The organism is uncultured Roseibium sp. (assembly GCF_963675095.2).
GTDB lineage: Bacteria > Pseudomonadota > Alphaproteobacteria > Rhizobiales > Stappiaceae > Roseibium.
This window is the reverse complement of sequence record NZ_CAXXSJ010000060.1, coordinates 19099-34920: the sequence shown is the minus strand read 5'-3', so window position 1 is coordinate 34920 and position 15822 is coordinate 19099. Positions and strand designations below refer to the sequence as shown.

The window sequence follows — 15822 nt, the reverse complement described above, 5'->3', positions numbered from 1 at the left end:
GGCGTTCAGTGGGTGGCCCAGCTCGCCTCGCAGACGATACTGCGTAGCCATTCGGCTTCGGGTCCGTAGGGCGCAAGCTCGGCCAGGGCCTTCGTCTGGTAGGACCGGCTCATTTCGGCGGCTCCCTCGACGCCCAGCCAGGCCGTTGCGGTGAATTTGCCGTCATCCTGATGAACCTGTTTGCCGACTTGTTCGACCGTGGCGGTGACGTCGGCGACATCGTCCATGAATTGGTAGGCGAGGCCGAGATAAAAGCCTGCGCGTTCCATCCGGTCCGCATCTTCAGGACCGGCGCCGCACAGGAGTGCACCGCCACGCGCGGCAGCGCCATAAAGAGCGGCACTCTTCAACCGGTAGCAATCGAGCATCTGCGCTTCCGTGCCGTCTGCCAGGCTGCTGGCAAGATCGAGGCACTGGCCCTCGATCATGGCAGTGCCGGCGGAACTGAGGGCAAGAGCCGCCTGAACGCGCCGGTCTGCGGACGAGCGGTCGTGATTGAGGCTGATGGCATAGGCCATGGTCACCAGGAAGACCGGGGCCATGTCCACCGCCCATTTGGGGAAGACCAGATGGACACACGGCTTGCCGCGGCGGAGGGCGGCGTCGTCCATGGACGGCAGATCGTCCAGGATCAGCGAGGCGGCGTGGGCAAGTTCGGCGCCGCATGCCCCCGGCAGGGCGATCTCCAATGCATCGGTGTGAAAGATCCGCCCGGCCGCAATCGCCACGATCGGCCGCCAACGGTGGCCGCCTCCAAGGGCGGTATATTCAGCCGCCCGGCGGACTTCGGTCTCGGCATAGGCGGCGAACTGCTCTTCCAGGTAGCGCTCGACCGCTTCGCGGACATCCGCCTTCTCGCCGCTGAATTCGGTTTTCGCATCCATCATATACTATCCTCTCCGCAGCGCTCCTCCAGGGCCGAGGGCCGCTGATGGCTGTTCTTTCTGAAATTGTATCGGTCCCGTCTGAAAAACGGCATGAGCAGAATGTCGAACACGGTGCCGGGGCGGGCGAGGGCAAGCGGGTCGACCAGGCTCATGGTGTTGTAGAGCGCGCGGATCGTGCGTGGGCCGCCAACGGCAAGGGCCCGGTTGACGTACCAATTGATCACCCGGTGCACAAAAGTGCGCCGGCCTTGCACCGCCGCTCCGTGGCGCAGATCCTCGGAGGTGGAAAACAGCCACGGCACCGCCGTTACCGTCTCACAAGCGCGCTGGGCATGACGGGCGGCCCGGTCGAGGGGAGTGCCGCCCAGGGCAGCACCCCGGCGGAACCGCCCTTGCAGGGCGCGTGCCTGAAGGGCGGCGATCGTCATCCCCTGACCATAGAAAGGATTGACGGTGCACAGGGCATCCCCGATGACCACCAGCCGCTTGAGGCGTCGGGCCAGCGGACTGAAACGGCGACGACGGCTGCCGGCCACCCGGTAGCCTGCGATCTTCGACAGGGGCATGCCGTGGTGCAGGGCTTCATGAAGTGCCGGGTCTTCCAGCCGCCGCGCGTGGTCCAGAAAAGCCTTTTCGTCGGTGGAGGGAATGGCCTCCAACGCTCCGACCAGGCTTGCGACCCAGACGCCGTTTTCCTCCCGGTAGAGGCCGCCCGCGCGCCGGTTGTCCGGAGGCAGCCAGGCGCAAGCGGCGACTTTCCAGTCTCCCGTCGACGGCATCTCCTGCTTTGCAGGAAGCGAAAACCGGCGCGATGCATAGCCCACATGGGCATCGACGACAGTCTCGGGAACCCGGCCAAAGCCGTTTTCGCCAAGCCAGGCCGAAGCGGCGGCGCTGCGGCCGCTGGCGTCGATGACGAGATCCGCGGCCAGGTCTTCCTCCGTGCCGTCCGTCGTCCGAAGACGGACGCCGGTCACGCGGCAGCTTGTTTGGTCGAATAGAAACCCGGTGGACCGGCAGCCGGTGCGGATGGCGACATTGGGGATTTCCGTGACCCGCTGCCGGATATGGCCTTCCAGAAGGGTCCGGCTCATAAGGAGGGTCTTGAGGCCGGAGGCAAACCTCGGCAGGCGTCTGCCACGCACGTTGACGATGCCGTCGGCGCATATGTCGCCCGGGACGGCACCGGCTTCCACCAGTTCCCGGTCAAGATCGGGAAACAGTTCGGTGATCGTTCTGAAACCGGCGGCGAGAAGAAGATGCCCGTGGGCGGACTGGGGGACACCGGGGCGGGGCCCGGTTCGTTCCTGCAGCCGATCGCGTTCGATCAAAACCACTTCCGCGAAGTCGTCTGCTAGAACGCGAGCAGCAAGGAGGCCGGCTATTCCGGCGCCGACAATGACAGTGCGGGAGGAGACGGGCGCCCCCTCGACAATGTCTTCTGAACTGTTCATGTGTCGCTGCCCGCCCAACACCTGAAAATGACCGATAAAATCAAATACTATTAGGGCAAAGACATACTGTGTAGTCCAGTAAAAACTGGTTGTCCTTTACGTCGGCGGTGGCAGAAAATATTTGTCCGATATCGAACTATTCTGCCGCACAAGGTGGGACGATTTTCATATAAGTCTGATGGATGGTTTTAAGTTCGATGTCTATTTTGAAAAATTCAAGGAACTCAAGGAGATGTACTTTCCATCATTCGGTCGTCTGACGCTGGCGGTAATCGTCAGCGCAGATGCACCGAGTGTCCACAGGCTCTTGTGCAACAGGTCCTGTTTCGTGCTTTTTTCGGGCGCCTGAAAAGTGAAAACAATGCGGTTTCCCTGTCTTTGGCCGGAAATGGCGGCGTTACCGGAGCCTTGCGGGATGTGCCAGGTACCGGTAATTCGGCCGCTCCCGGGCGCCAGGGTAATCTGTCCTTCCACGGTAAATGTCTGGCTGGCGACCGCGCAGCGTCCCGAGGTTTTCAGCCGGTTGCTACCGGCGTCCACGGTGTTCGTAATGCGGCACAAGACGGCTTCCTTCGGCGCGTCCAGGCTCTGCTTCGCCCATCCCTTGCCCCGCCAGGTTCCTTCCGCTTTGGACAGGAAATCATCGGCTGCAGCCGGTCCGCAGGCAATTGCAAAGGCAAGGGCCGGAGCCGCGAAGTAGGATTTTCTGGTCACGTTGCGCGTCCCCAAGTGCCTCTCCGGACGAATATATCCGGGATTTTGTTCCCGCAAGCCAGTTTACCGGGTCCGGATGCGAATGCTAGCAGAGGTTCGCCGATACTGAAAAGACCGGGCCGCGGCGAAGCCGGGTCCCGAATGGCTTTTGGTCTTGCATCGGATATTCTGGCGTGGGGATAGGAAAGCGATCGTCATCACGACCCTTTCCGCGCGTACCGGCGGGCAGCCGGGAGAGGAGGCGGATTGTATTTTCTGTTGTGGCCCGGCCACGCGGCGCTGTCGCGGCCCGTCATTGTTTCGATTGTGCTGATGATTCTGGCGGGACTTTCCGTCTTCCCCGTCCTCAATATCCGGTTTGAGAACGATATCACCGCGAGCTTTGCTTCCTCCAGCGGTCATGCGAAGGCCTATTTCGATTTCGCCGACACCAACGGCGGATCGGCGTCTCCGCTCCTGGCACTGGTTCAGTCGCCTGAACCGATGGACGCGGCAGGCTATGAGCTTCTGCGCGACCTGCAGTTCGGCTATTCCCTGGCGGGCGGGGTCGATGCGGTCTTTTCCCTTGCATCGGCCCGGTTTCCCCCTTGGCATCCGGACCATCCGGAAGAACCGGTGCTGCCGTTGGAGCTGGATGTGGAAACGGTCGAGGCACAGCTTGCCGCCTATGACGCGCTGAAGCTTCAGCCGAAGCTGCCCGTCTCCGCCGACAGGACATCGGCGCTGTTCCTGATCGAGACCGGCAAAGGCGTTTCCGCTGATCTGCTGACCGAACTGAAACAGATAACGGCGGAGACAGCCGGTGATCGGTTCCGCGTCACCTTTACCGGTGAGGAAACCGTAGGCCCGGAAATGGTCCGGGCGCTGCGCCAGGATTTGTGGATCTTCAATGTCGCGGGGGTGGCGGTCGTCCTTGCGGTTTCCTTCATCGTTTTCGGTAATCTGCGTCTCGTCTTCCTGGCGGCGGTGCCATCCATTGCCGCCGCCTATACGTCGCTGGTGGTCTTTGTCGCGCTTGGACTGAAGATCACGGTGCTGAATAACGCGATCCCCTTGCTGGTGATGGTGCTAGGGGTGGCGGACACTGTGCACCTTATCCTGAACATGCGCGCCAACGGCAACAGCGACACGGCGCGCGCACGTGCCCGCAAGGCGCTCGTGACGGTTGGCCCCGCCTGTGCGCTGACGGGCGTGACCACGTCGATCGCCTTTTTGACGATCATGATCAGCGAGAATGTACAGACACGCGAGATGGCCGTGGCGGGAGCGGTTTCCGTTCTGGTGAGCTATGCGGTGGTCATCGCCGTTTTCTGCCTGCTCGCGCCTGTTCTGTGGCCCAAAAAATCAGGTGCCCGGCGCCGGGTCCTGTTCGCACTCTCAAAGGACCGGGTGTCCTGGATGCTGGATAATGCCGGAACGATCCGTGCCGGTAGCCTTGTCCTTGCTGCGGTCGCCCTTGCCGGGGTGGTTACCATCAAGCCCTGGTTCAAGATGGACGACAACCTGCCGGCCGATAGTGCCTTGATTTACGCCAACGATGTCATCACCAAGGAATTCGGCGGTTTCTACCAGCTCTGGTTCGAGCTCGATGCGGAAGATGAAACCGGTGAGGGCTTTGCCGCGTCTTCCGACTGGGAACGCCTTGTGCAGTTGAACGATCTGATCGAAAAGGAAGCGCCGGGCAACACGGTGCTGTCGCTGGTTTCGCTGGGGCGGTGGCTGGGGCGGACCGACCGGATGCCGTCGCCTGAGGAAATCGCGAACTGGCCGTCGGATGCCAAGGCGCTGTTTCTGACCGGCGACGGAAAACGCGCGCGTGTCGTCGCCCTGATGCCCGAACCCATGTTCGACAAGGATACCCTTGAGGCGCAGGACCGGCTGGTTGAGGCAGTTCGGGCCGGCTCGTCCGCGCACATCTTCGGTCAGCCGATGATTATGCGATATGACACCTTGGAGCTTGTTCGGCGCAATTCGCTTGGTCTCGGCGGCGCGTGCCTGATCACGGTATTGCTGATTGCCGGTTATTATCGCGCGCCGTCCTTCATCGTTCTGCTGCTTCTGCCCAATCTGCTTCCCATCGCGGTCGCCGTTGCCGCCCTGCATGTTCTGAACGCCAGCGAGCTGACACCCGCAGCCTTGCTGTCGCTGACCATCGCCTTCGGCATCGCTGTCGACGACTCCATTCATTTCATCAACCGCTACACGCTGGAAAGGGGGCGGTGGCCGGACACCCGCGGTGCGCTTGCTGCGGCCATGAGCGAGACCGGACAGGCGATGATCATCACGACCGTGCTGATCAGTTGCGGATTGCTCGTCACGCTGTTCAGCGAATTCCACACCATCAGGCTCTTTGGCGGCATGCTCATCGCAACCCTCCTGACAGCCCTCCTCGGTGACCTGTTGCTGTTGCCCAGCCTGATCGCCCGGTGGAAGGGGAAAGTCTAGGGCACGCACCCGGATGCAGGTTTGTTGTTCTGTCGGGGGATGTCGTGAATCCCCGGGAGTGGCCAATCATATCTGCCGCCATTTGACTGTTTTCTTTTATGGGAACGATTTTGCCCCGGCGCGGGAACGCTGCGCCATCCGATTTCCGTGCCAAATCACCCGGTCCGACTTAACGACCACCAAGGCGGAACTCTGACCATCGTGTCCGCTTTATTCATTGTAATGCAGATTGTTTTCCGGCCAGCAGGAGCAAGCATTTCCCGACCGGCATTTCCCTCCCGCGCACCTTCCGAACCGGCTTTGTGAATTTTTCATTGACTCGACCCCTTCATCCGCGCAATCATCATAATTGATCAATGTGTTCAAAATTGAACAAAATCAGAGGGTCACATGGATCTGTTCAAAGACCGCCTATCGCAAAAAGCGTTCGACACCAGCCGTCCGGCGCTAGCCCACCAGTCCCGGGGACGGGAATTGACCGAGGTTGAGGAAAAACTCGCCGAGGCGCTGATGGAAATCTATGGTGCTGGCGCCGCCGATTACGCCGCTGTTGCCACTGCTCTGACGGACCGCAAGGTCGTCGCGCCGATCTCCGGCAAGACCGACTGGACCGAGGCGCTTCTGTCCGAAGAGCTCACCGCCATCAACGCGGAGTTCGACAGCGCTTACCTGGAAAACGGTTATGGCGCTTGAATTTCGCGGCGTCAGCAAGGAATTCGAGTCCCGCACCGGCGGCATGATGACCGCTGTCGACAGCGTCAGCTTCCGCGTCGATGAGGGTGAATTCGTTTCTGTCGTCGGTCCGTCCGGTTGCGGCAAGAGCACCATCTTGAGCATGACCGCCGGATTGTATCAGCCGACCGTCGGCGATGTCCTGGTCAGTGGCGAGAAGGTGACCGGTCCGAACCAGCATGTCGGTTTCATGCTGCAGAAGGATCTGCTCCTTCCCTGGCGCAGCATCGTGCACAACATCGAATTCGGCCTGGAGTCCCGTGGGGTAGCGCGCGACGAGCGTCGTGCCATCGCCATGAAGGAACTCAAGCACTGCCACCTGGACGGCTTTGAAGGGCATTATCCCTACCAGTTGTCCGGCGGGATGCGGCAGCGCGCGGCCCTGGCCCGCACCCTTGCCATCGATCCCGAGATCATTCTGCTCGACGAACCGTTTTCCGCTCTCGATGCGCAGACCAAGATGCTGCTGCAGAACAGCTTCGCGGAGACGATTTCGGAAAGCCGGAAGACCACCCTTCTGATTACCCACGACCTTGCCGAGGCCGTCCTGATGTCCGACCGGATCCTGGTCCTGTCGGAGCGTCCCGGACGCGTGATCGCGGAAATCAAGGTCGATCTGCCACACCGTGAACGGCCACTGCAGCGGCGCAAGTTGCCGGAAGTCAATAACTACGCCGCGCAGCTCTTCGAGCTGCTCAAACTAGAAGAAAAGACTATCTAGATCATTTTTGAAATCCAGCAGGGGATCTCTGTAATGAAGCGTTTCGCAATTAGCATGATGGCCGCCGTGATGGCGGTTTCCGCAGGTGCCGCTCAGGCGGCCGAAAAGGTGAGCTACCTTTTCCCGGCACCGGACTTTCTGCCGGCCTTCGCCCCGTTCCAGCTTGCCAAGCACAAGGGCTATTTCGCCGATGCGGGTCTGGATGTCACCTTCATGGTCGGCAAGGGCGGCGCGGATGTCGCCACTCAGGTTGCCGTCGGTAACGCCGACCTCGGCGGCGGTATCGGCGACACGCCGATCATCGTGCGCGCCAACGGCCTGGACATTCGCGGCGTAGCCCTCCTGGGCGGCCGTGGTCTGACCCAGCTTGCCTGGCGCAAGGATTCCGGCATCACCGGACCGGCTGACTTCAAGGGCAAGGCCATCGGCGTGCTCGGCTTCCAGGACACGACCTACTACAACCTGCTCGGCGCCATGGCCTCCGTCGGCCTGGGCAAGAATGACGTCAACATTCAGGGCGTCGGCCCGGGCGGCATCATCCAGCTCACCATTGCCGGCACTCTGCAGGGCATGTCCGGTGTTCCTGAGTGGATTGCGGCCATTGAAGCTGCTGGCGTTCCGATGGAACAGGTTCCCGTGGACACCATGTTCCCGGCCATGGCCCAGGCGATCCTGGCCTCCGACAAGACCATTGCCGAGCGTCCGGAAGTCGTGAAAGGCATCGTTGCCGGCGTGATCCGCGCCCTCAAGGACATCCAGGCCGATCCGGCCACGGCTGCGAAAGAATACGTCTCCTTCGTGCCGCAGCACACCGGCAAGGAAAAGGCGATCGAAGCCGTGATGCGCGCCTATGTGGAGAAGGTCTACCCGGCCGGCGAAGGTCAGCCGCTCGGCGCCTTCGATCCGGAGCGTATGGCCAAGGTGCAGAAGTTCTATATCGACAACGGTATCGTCAAGACGGCCGTTCCGGTGGAAGATCTCTATACCAACGAATTCGTCCCGCAATGACGGACGCTAGTCCTTCAATAGGGGTCGCGGCGCCTGCCGCCGCGACCCGTGAGGACCAGAAGAGACGGAAGAAACCGATGACTTCGTCGAAAAGCACCCTGTTTATGAGCCTTGCGGTCCTGGCCGTGTTGCTCCTGTGCTGGGAGTTCCTGCCGCCCGCGCTCGGCGTGCCGAAGTATATCATTCCGACCGTGTCCGACTGCGCGGTGGAAATGGTCCGCATGTGGCAGCAGGAAAACCTGCTCGGCAACACGATCTCCACCGCGGTCTACACTGTGCTGGGGTTCGCCCTGGGCAGCCTGCTCGGCGCGGTGATCGGCTACGTTCTGGGCATGTCGAGCTTCTGGGAGAAGGTGCTGTCGCCTTATATCCTGGCGCTGCAGATCGCGCCCAAGGTGGCCTTCGCGCCGCTGTTCATCATGTGGTTCGGCTACAACGCCATGCCCAAGCTGCTGGTGACCGTCCTGATCGTGTTCTTTCCGGTGCTGGTCAACGTGCTGCAGGCGATGAAGACGGTCGACCGCGACCTGGTCAATCTGGCGCGCGCTTACAACCTGTCCCGCCTGGGCGTCTTCTTCAAGGTGGAGATGCCGTCCACCATGCCGAACCTGCTTGCCGGTCTGCGCATTGCGTCGACCCTCGCCGTGATTGGTGTCACCGTCGGTGAACTGGTCGGCGGCAACGTCGGGCTCGGCTTCCTGATTTCCTACGGCGGCGGCCAGGCGAATGCGGCCATGGTGTTCAACGCCATCGTGCTGCTCACGGTCATCGGGATCATTCTTTACACCGCGATCGCGCGGGTCGAGGAGCGCGTGCTCCATTACCTGCCGAAAGCGCAGAGCTAAACGGACCGGCAACGGCCGATCCGGCCAGAGGGACATGCAGAACTGACCACCCCGGCAACACCGGCCGGGCAGGGACAACTGCGAGAAAAAGACACCGAAGCACAGGTGAGAGCCGGGGCGGGAACTTGGACCGCCGGTCTTGGACTAAGGAGTGGAGAGACATGGCCGATATCGATAAGAAAGCGCTGATCGAGGAACGCGTCAACCAGGGGCTCCTGGGACAGTGGTACCCGGTCGCCAAATCCGTTGAAGTCAAGGATTCCCGGCCTTACGGCGCCAAGCTGCTCGGCCAGAAACTGGTCTTGTGGCGCGACAAGGAAGGCAAGATCCAGTGCATCGAGGATTTCTGCCCGCACCGTGGCGCGCCGCTTTCCTACGGCGAGATCCATGACGGCGATATCGGCTGCCGCTACCACGGCGTCATCGTCGACGGGGAAGGCGTGGTCAAGCGGGTGCCAGCCATGCCGGAATGCGCCCTCGAAGGCCGCAAGGCGCTGAATTCCTTCCACACCACCGAAACCCACGACGCTGTCTTCGTCTACATGCCGAGCGTCGAGCAGCCGGAGCCGCCGGAACTGGCCCTGCCGCATGAGTTCACCAGCGACGAGTGGACCGGTTTCCTGTGTACCTCCGTCTGGGGCACCAACTACCGCTACGCCCTCGACAACCTCGCCGATCCCATGCACGGCTGCTACCTGCATTCGGAAAGCTTCACGCTCGCTTATGGCGCCAAGCAGGACCTGATGAAGCTCGACAAGACCGATGACGGCTTCCGCGTCAGCCGGGTCGAGCAGTCCGGCGAGAACTTCGACTGGAGCGAGTTCGAGGTTCATCCGGGCACCATGTTCTGCTTCCTGGATATTCCCTATCCGAAGGCCGCCGGGCCGGGCGGCAACATGCGCATTGTCGGCTTCGTTGCGCCGATCGATGCCACCACCTGCAAGGTGTTCTTCTGGCGTCTGCGCAAGGTCAGCGGATTGGCGCGCGAAAGCTGGCGCTTCCTCTATCGCGCAAAGCTCGAGGCAAACCACTGGCACGTGCTCGAACAGGACCGGGTCATGCTGGAAGGCATGCCGGATGACGCCCGCAAGCGCGAGATGCTCTATCAGCACGACCTCGGCGTTTCCCGTATCCGCCAGATGCTGACCCGTGCGGCCAAGAGCCAGATCGAGGCCGAACTGACCGCCAGTGAGGCGGCCGAATAATGCTGAAAGAGCGGACCATACTCGTCACCGGTGCGGCGCGTGGCCTCGGGCGTGAAATCGCCCGGTGTCTCGCCGGCCATGGCGCGCGGCTGATCCTGGCGGATATCGCCGAGGAGGAAGGCCGTGCCGTGGCGAACGAACTTGGCGAGGCGGTTCGCTTTTTCCCGGTCGATCTCGGCGAACCGGACTCCATTCAGGCACTTGGCGAGGCCATCGCGTCTGAGACGGGCGGCAAGCTCCATGGTCTGGTCAATAACGGCGCGATCGCGACCGGCATCGGTGGCATTCCCTTCGACGAGATCGAGATCGACAGCTGGGACCGGGTCATGCGCGTCAACGTGCGCGGCACCTGGCTGATGACCCGTGCCTGCCGGCCGATGCTGGCGGCGTCCGGCTCGGGCCGCATCGTCAATGTGGCATCGGACACCGCGCTCTGGGGGGCCCCCCGGTTGTTGTCCTACGTGGCAAGCAAAGGCGCGGTCATGTCCATGACCCGTTCGCTGGCACGCGAACTCGGTCCGGAGCGGATCGGCGTCACCGCCGTCGCACCGGGCATCCTGACCACGGAATCGACTGACTATGTGCCGGAAGCCCGGCATCGGCTCTATGCCGAGGGCAGGGCGGTTCCCGGTCCCCAGGCGGCTTCCGAGATCACCGACGTGATCGCCTTCCTCGTCAGCGAGGGCGCCCTGACCCTGACCGGCCAGGTGATGCCGGTCAACAACGGTTTCGTTTTCAAGTGAGCCGCCGATGACTGTCCAGACCCACATTTCCGGCGGTATCGAATACCTGGAACGTCCGGGACAGGGCGATGGCCCGGTTCTGGTGCTGCTCCACGGCATCGGCAGCAATGCGATGTCCTTCGCACCGTTTCTCGATCAGATCGCCCCGTCCTTCCGGGTGATCGTCTGGAACGCGCCGGGCTATGGCGGATCAGAGCCTCTGGCAAAGGATTGGCCTCAGGCCGCCGATTATGCCGAAGCCTTGAAAGGGTTTCTGGATCGTCTCGGACTGGAGCGGGTGCTGCTCGTCGGCCATTCGCTGGGTACCCTAATCGCCGCGGCGTTTGCGACCGCGCATCCGGACCGCGTGGCGCATCTGTTGCTGGCGTCCACCGCGCTTGGCCATGGGGTGACGCCGGGTTCTGCGTTGAGTGCCGCGGCCCAGAAGCGGTTGGATGACCTGGCAGCCCTTGGTGCTGAAAAATTCGCCGAAGCCCGTGCGGCTCGGCTGGTGTTCGAGCCGGAGGCCAATCCGGATCTGGTCGCCCGTGTTTACGACGCGATGTCCCGGGTCTCCAGCCCCGGCTACGACATGGCGGTGCGCATGCTGGCGTCCGGCCGTCTGCTCGACGATGCCGCCCGGCTGACCGTGCCGACCGATGTGATCGTGGGCTCGGAAGACGTGGTGACGCCACCGGAAGCCGCCCGCAAGACCTATGCCGCCATACCTTCGGCCGTGCGCGGCACGTTCACGGAAGTGCCGTCGGCGGGACACGCCCTTTATCAGCAGGCGCCCCGGGCTTTTGCCGCGGCGCTGGCTTCAATGACTTCGCCCGCACAGTGACGGGCCGGAACAGGAGATTGGAAAATGTCTGATCCGATACGCGTCGGCGCCCTGCGCGGCATCATGATGCGCGGTCCCGGTATCACCGAGACGCTGCCGTTCTACGAAGACATGTGGGGCCTCGACCTGTCGCACAAGGGGAACGACGAGGTTCTCCTGCGCGGTACGGGCACCGAGCCGTTTCTCTACGGCCTCAAGGATGCGCCGGTCTACGGCATCGAATATGTCCACTTTTCCATGCCCGACCGGGCCTCGATGGACGCCTTGCATGCCCAGGTGACGGCGGCGGGGGCTGCCGTCCTCGGCGATCCGGCACCGTTCCCCGATTTCTGCGGTGGCTATGGCTTCGAGATCCTGGATCCGGACAACCGCCGCCTGCGCTTCCGCACAGAGGCCAAGGAACTGGAGCCGAAGGACGATTGGGCGATGCCGCGCAAGGTGAGCCATGTCGTGCTCAATACGCCGAACATGGAAGGTCTTCAGGACTGGTATTGTAAGGTACTCGGCTTCCGGGTGTCCGACTATTCCGCCGACCAAATGGTCTTTCTCCGCTGCAATACCGATCACCATTCGATCGCCCTGGTGCGCGCCTTTTATCCGAGCGTCAATCACGTGGCCTTCGAGATGCCGACGCTTGACGAGTTCATGCGCGGCATTGGCCGGATGAAGCAGAAGGGTCACGTCCCGACCTGGGGTCCTGGCCGGCACGGACCGGGCAACAACCCCTTCGCTTATTTCGTCTCTCCGTCCGGTTTCGTGATCGAGTTCACCTCCGAACTGCAGCAGATCGACGAGGCGACCCATGAGGCCAAGGTCTGGTCGCGCAACGATCCGGAAGCCATGGACCGCTGGATGACCGCAGGTCCTCCGACCCCGGCGCAGCGCGCAGTGATGCAGGGCCGTCCCGATCCCGGCTTCCCGGAACTGAGGAAGAACTGATGCATTACGGCTACGACGGCCGGGTCGCGGTGGTGACCGGCGGATCTTCAGGCATCGGACTGGCGACGACGCGCCTGCTTCTGGCAAGCGGTGCGAACGTGGCCATCTGCGCCCGCAATGAAGAGCGGCTGCAGAAGGTAGCCTCGGACCTGACCGCCGAATTCGGTGAAGGCCGGGTGTTCGCCAAGGCGCTGAACGTGCTCGACGAGGCCGATGTCCAGGCCTTCGCCGTCGATGTTCAGGACCGGTTCGGCCGGTGCGATCTGCTGGTCAACAACGCTGGTCAGGGCCGGGTATCGACCTTCGCCGAGACGACCGATGACGACTGGCGTGCCGAATACGAGCTGAAGGTGTTCAGCCAGGTCCGTCCGGTGCGCGCCTTCAAGGCGATGCTGGCGGAAGCGAACGGCTCCATCGTCGTGGTCAACTCGCTGCTCGCCTACCAGCCGGAAGCGCATATGGTGTGCACGTCGTCCGCCCGGGCAGGCGTGCAGAACCTGGCCAAGTCGCTGAGCGTGGAACTGGCGCCGAAGGTAAGGGTCAATTCCATCCTGATCGGTCTGGTCGATTCCGGCCAGTGGCAGCGCCGGTTCGAAGCCCGCGAGGACAAGAGCCAGTGCCGCGAAGACTGGTACGCCGATCTCGCTTCGAAAAAACGTATCCCGCTAGGACGGCTGGGGCAGCCGGAGGAGGCCGCTGCGGCGATTGCCTTCCTGGGCTCGCCCGCCGCCAGCTACATCACCGGCGCACAGATCGAGGTCTCGGGCGGCGTCTCCCGGCATATTTGAGGGAACAAAAATGAAAATGGAAAAGATCACGATCACTGAGACGGTCGGTGACTTCATCGCCCGCTACCTCGCCGAGATCGGCGTCACAACCGTGTTCGGCGTCATCTCGATCCACAACATGCCGATCCTAGACGCGATCGCCCGCCAGGAGCGGATCCGCTTCGTGCCGGCGCGTGGCGAGGCAGGCGCTATGAATATGGCCGATGCCTATGCCCGCGTCTCCCAGAGCCTCGGCGTGGTCATCACTTCGACCGGTACAGCCGCCGGTAACGCCGCCGGAGCCCAGGCCGAAGCCCTGACCGCTGGATCGCGGGTCCTGCACATCACCACGCAGGTCGATGTCGAATTCGCCGACCGGGACCGCGCCGCCATTCACGACGTGCCGCGTCAGCCGGACATGCTCAAAGGTGTCTCCAAGGCCTATTTCCGCATGTGGGATGCGCGCAATGCGGTCGGCACCCTGACCGCCGCCGTCTCCTCCGCCCTGAGCGCGCCGACGGGCCCGGTCAGCCTGGAAATCCCGGTCGACGTCCAGCGCACCCAGGCCTGCGAGACCGGAGCCATCCATGCGCCGGTACCGATGACGCCGCGTGCGCCTGATGCGGTTATCGAAGAGATCGCCGGCCGGATCAAAACGGCCAAGCGTCCGCTGCTGTGGCTCGGCGGTGGCGCCCGCGGCGCCTCCAAGGAGGCAAGCGAACTTCATCGCCGCGGCATCGGCATCGTTACCAGCACCAACGGCCGCGCCATCGTCTCCGAAGAGCAGCCGGGCAACCTCGGTGCCTTCAACATGACGCCGGAGGCCCAGGAGCTTTACCGCAAGTCCGACCTGATGATCGTCGTCGGTTCGCGTCTTCGCGGCAACGAGACCCACAACAACGCGATGGTTCTGCCGTCGCCGCTGATCCAGATCGACGCGGACGCCACCCAGGGCGGCCGCAACTATCCGGTCGAGATCTTCGCCCATGGCGATGCCGCGGACACGCTCGGCCGGATCCTCGAGCTGCTGCCGGAAAAACTCGATGTCGATCCGAACCAGGCGTTCGATATCGCGACGGCACGCGCGACAGCCGAAGGCCGGATGCGCGATGTGCTCGGCCCTTACCGGGTGATTGCGGACGAACTCGCCGTGCGGGTTTCTGAGGGCAAGCATCCCTGGGTGCGTGACGTCACCATTTCCAATTCCACCTTCGGCAACCGTTATGTCCGCATTTCCGAGCCCCGTCACGGCGTCCACGCCCTCGGCGGCGGTATCGGCCAGGGTGTGGCCATGGGCATCGGTGCGGCTATTGCCTCGCCGGAAGCAAAGGCGGTCACCCTGCTCGGGGACGGCGGCACGATGCTCGGCATCTCCGAGATGATCACCGCGGTCGAGGAAAAGGCCGGGCTGGTCTACGTGCTGATGAACGACAAGGCCTATGGCGTCATCCAGAACATCCAGGATGCGCAGTATGACTCCCGCCGGCATTATTCCGCTCTGGCGACGCCGGATTTCGCCACCTTCTGTGCTTCGATCGGCATGCCCCATCGGGCTATCGGCTCGGTGGACGAATTCGCGGAAGCCTTCGAGGAAGCCGTTTCCGTCGAAGGGCCCAAGGTGATCGAGGTCGACATGTGCGCCATCGGTCCCTTCGCCCAGGCCTTTTCCGGCCCGCCCGCCGGAGCTGCGGGAAACAGGACCTGATCCATGCGCCTCGGATTGATCGGATACGGCAATATCGCCGGAACGCTGCTGCGGCTGATTGCGGAGACCCCGGAAATCAAGCTGGAAGCGCTCACGGTGCTCGGACTGCCGGAGAAAACGGACGAATTGGGCAAGGACCTTGAAGCCAACCATGGCGGTCTGGGCTGCAGCTTTGTCGCTGTCTCCAGCGCCGAAGAGCTTCTGGCGGCCAAGCCCGACTTTGTCATTGAATGTGCCGGTCATCAGGCCGTCGTCAGCCATGTGCCGACAATCCTGAAGGCGGGCGTCGATGTGGTGCTCGTGTCGATCGGCGCTTTTGCGCACCGGGACCTGGAAGCCGAGCTTCGCGCGGCAGCCGAAGAAGGCGGTGCGCGGATCGTGCTGCCGGCCGGAGCGGTCGGCGGGATCGATCTGCTGGCCGCCCTGCGCCCGGCGGGACTGACGTCGGTCACCTACCATGGCTGCAAGCCACCTGCGGCCTGGGCCGGAACGCCTGCGGAATCCGCGGTCGATCTCGATGGGCTCACGGAAGCCACGGTGTTCTTCTCCGGCACGGCCCGTGATGCGGCCGCGCAGTATCCGAAGAACGCCAATGTGGCGGCAACGATTGCGCTCGCCGGCCTCGGCTTCGACGATACGAAGGTCGAGCTGATCGCCGATCCGGCTGCGTCCGGCAACACTCATGAATTCACCGCGGTTTCCGGCGTCGCACGCACGTCGATCCGCATTGAGAACCTGCCGTCGCCGGGCAACATCAAGACGTCCGTGACCACGGTGTACAGCGTTCTGCGGGAGTTGCGAAACCGCGTCGCTCCAGTTGCGATTTGAGGAGAT

15 protein-coding genes are annotated in these 15822 nt (G+C 62.9%); 12 read left to right on the top strand and 3 right to left on the bottom strand.

What is annotated here, in order from left to right; genetic code table 11:
* Positions 1-5: 5 nt before the first annotated feature.
* The 3 genes from ABIN98_RS23705 to ABIN98_RS23695 form a co-directional block, all read right to left on the bottom strand.
* Positions 6-887, bottom strand: coding sequence for a polyprenyl synthetase family protein (locus tag ABIN98_RS23705; protein WP_346913788.1), 882 nt, complete (start codon positions 885-887; stop codon positions 6-8).
* The gene (locus ABIN98_RS23700) at positions 884-2341 is read right to left on the bottom strand and encodes an FAD-dependent monooxygenase (RefSeq protein WP_346913786.1); all 1458 of its coding nucleotides are present in this window, start codon (positions 2339-2341) and stop codon (positions 884-886) included. Before ABIN98_RS23700 ends, ABIN98_RS23705 begins: the two co-directional genes overlap by 4 nt.
* Before the next feature lie 201 nt (positions 2342-2542).
* A complete protein-coding gene (locus ABIN98_RS23695) occupies positions 2543-3055 on the bottom strand; it encodes a hypothetical protein (RefSeq protein WP_346913784.1) in 513 nt (170 codons plus the stop codon).
* 246 nt (positions 3056-3301) lie between these two features.
* Between ABIN98_RS23695 and ABIN98_RS23690 the strand changes: the two genes are divergently transcribed.
* The 12 genes from ABIN98_RS23690 to ABIN98_RS23635 all read left to right on the top strand — a co-directional run bounded on the left by ABIN98_RS23690 (position 3302) and on the right by ABIN98_RS23635 (position 15816).
* The gene (locus ABIN98_RS23690; RefSeq protein ID WP_346913782.1) at positions 3302-5500 is read left to right on the top strand and encodes an MMPL family transporter; all 2199 of its coding nucleotides are present in this window, start codon (positions 3302-3304) and stop codon (positions 5498-5500) included.
* A gap of 390 nt (positions 5501-5890) precedes the next feature.
* Complete coding sequence (locus ABIN98_RS23685; protein WP_346913780.1) at positions 5891-6193, top strand: recombinase-like helix-turn-helix domain-containing protein; 303 nt, start codon at positions 5891-5893, stop codon at positions 6191-6193.
* Positions 6183-6953, top strand: a complete 771-nt coding sequence (locus ABIN98_RS23680) for an ABC transporter ATP-binding protein (RefSeq protein WP_346913778.1) — start codon at positions 6183-6185, stop codon at positions 6951-6953. Before ABIN98_RS23685 ends, ABIN98_RS23680 begins: the two co-directional genes overlap by 11 nt.
* Positions 6954-6986: 33 nt before the next feature.
* Positions 6987-7961, top strand: a complete 975-nt coding sequence (locus tag ABIN98_RS23675; RefSeq protein WP_346913776.1) for an ABC transporter substrate-binding protein — start codon at positions 6987-6989, stop codon at positions 7959-7961.
* 77 nt (positions 7962-8038) lie between these two features.
* Positions 8039-8806 carry an ABC transporter permease gene (locus tag ABIN98_RS23670; RefSeq protein WP_346913774.1) on the top strand — a complete coding sequence of 256 codons (768 nt, stop codon included), beginning with the start codon at positions 8039-8041 and terminating at the stop codon, positions 8804-8806.
* 161 nt (positions 8807-8967) lie between these two features.
* Positions 8968-10011, top strand: coding sequence for an aromatic ring-hydroxylating dioxygenase subunit alpha (locus ABIN98_RS23665; RefSeq protein ID WP_346913772.1), 1044 nt, complete (start codon positions 8968-8970; stop codon positions 10009-10011).
* The gene (locus tag ABIN98_RS23660; RefSeq protein WP_346913770.1) at positions 10011-10754 is read left to right on the top strand and encodes an SDR family oxidoreductase; all 744 of its coding nucleotides are present in this window, start codon (positions 10011-10013) and stop codon (positions 10752-10754) included. Before ABIN98_RS23665 ends, ABIN98_RS23660 begins: the two co-directional genes overlap by 1 nt.
* 7 nt (positions 10755-10761) lie before the next feature.
* Complete coding sequence (locus tag ABIN98_RS23655; RefSeq protein WP_346913768.1) at positions 10762-11577, top strand: alpha/beta fold hydrolase; 816 nt, start codon at positions 10762-10764, stop codon at positions 11575-11577.
* A gap of 24 nt (positions 11578-11601) precedes the next feature.
* Positions 11602-12516, top strand: a complete 915-nt coding sequence (locus ABIN98_RS23650) for a VOC family protein (protein ID WP_346913766.1) — start codon at positions 11602-11604, stop codon at positions 12514-12516.
* A complete protein-coding gene (locus ABIN98_RS23645) occupies positions 12516-13304 on the top strand; it encodes an SDR family oxidoreductase (RefSeq protein ID WP_346913764.1) in 789 nt (262 codons plus the stop codon). Before ABIN98_RS23650 ends, ABIN98_RS23645 begins: the two co-directional genes overlap by 1 nt.
* 10 nt (positions 13305-13314) lie before the next feature.
* Positions 13315-14988: a thiamine pyrophosphate-binding protein gene (locus ABIN98_RS23640; RefSeq protein ID WP_346913762.1), complete on the top strand. Its 1674-nt coding sequence runs from the start codon at positions 13315-13317 to the stop codon at positions 14986-14988.
* 3 nt (positions 14989-14991) lie between these two features.
* Positions 14992-15816 (top strand): aspartate dehydrogenase, encoded by an 825-nt coding sequence (locus ABIN98_RS23635; protein ID WP_346913760.1) that lies wholly within the window; start codon positions 14992-14994, stop codon positions 15814-15816.
* Positions 15817-15822 lie beyond the last annotated feature (6 nt).

Excerpts from the sequence above, each read along its gene's own strand:
- ABIN98_RS23660 (WP_346913770.1), top strand. The coding sequence starts at position 10,011 with ATGCTGAAAGAGCGGACCATACTCGTCACCGGTGCGGCGCGTGGCCTC.
- ABIN98_RS23675 (WP_346913776.1), top strand. The coding sequence starts at position 6,987 with ATGAAGCGTTTCGCAATTAGCATGATGGCCGCCGTGATGGCGGTTTCC.
- ABIN98_RS23650 (WP_346913766.1), top strand. The coding sequence starts at position 11,602 with ATGTCTGATCCGATACGCGTCGGCGCCCTGCGCGGCATCATGATGCGC.
- ABIN98_RS23700 (WP_346913786.1), bottom strand. The coding sequence starts at position 2,341 with ATGAACAGTTCAGAAGACATTGTCGAGGGGGCGCCCGTCTCCTCCCGC.
- ABIN98_RS23635 (WP_346913760.1), top strand. The coding sequence starts at position 14,992 with ATGCGCCTCGGATTGATCGGATACGGCAATATCGCCGGAACGCTGCTG.
- ABIN98_RS23645 (WP_346913764.1), top strand. The coding sequence starts at position 12,516 with ATGCATTACGGCTACGACGGCCGGGTCGCGGTGGTGACCGGCGGATCT.
- ABIN98_RS23640 (WP_346913762.1), top strand. The coding sequence starts at position 13,315 with ATGAAAATGGAAAAGATCACGATCACTGAGACGGTCGGTGACTTCATC.
- ABIN98_RS23685 (WP_346913780.1), top strand. The coding sequence starts at position 5,891 with ATGGATCTGTTCAAAGACCGCCTATCGCAAAAAGCGTTCGACACCAGC.
- ABIN98_RS23705 (WP_346913788.1), bottom strand. The coding sequence starts at position 887 with ATGATGGATGCGAAAACCGAATTCAGCGGCGAGAAGGCGGATGTCCGC.
- ABIN98_RS23670 (WP_346913774.1), top strand. The coding sequence starts at position 8,039 with ATGACTTCGTCGAAAAGCACCCTGTTTATGAGCCTTGCGGTCCTGGCC.
- ABIN98_RS23655 (WP_346913768.1), top strand. The coding sequence starts at position 10,762 with ATGACTGTCCAGACCCACATTTCCGGCGGTATCGAATACCTGGAACGT.
- ABIN98_RS23680 (WP_346913778.1), top strand. The coding sequence starts at position 6,183 with ATGGCGCTTGAATTTCGCGGCGTCAGCAAGGAATTCGAGTCCCGCACC.
- ABIN98_RS23665 (WP_346913772.1), top strand. The coding sequence starts at position 8,968 with ATGGCCGATATCGATAAGAAAGCGCTGATCGAGGAACGCGTCAACCAG.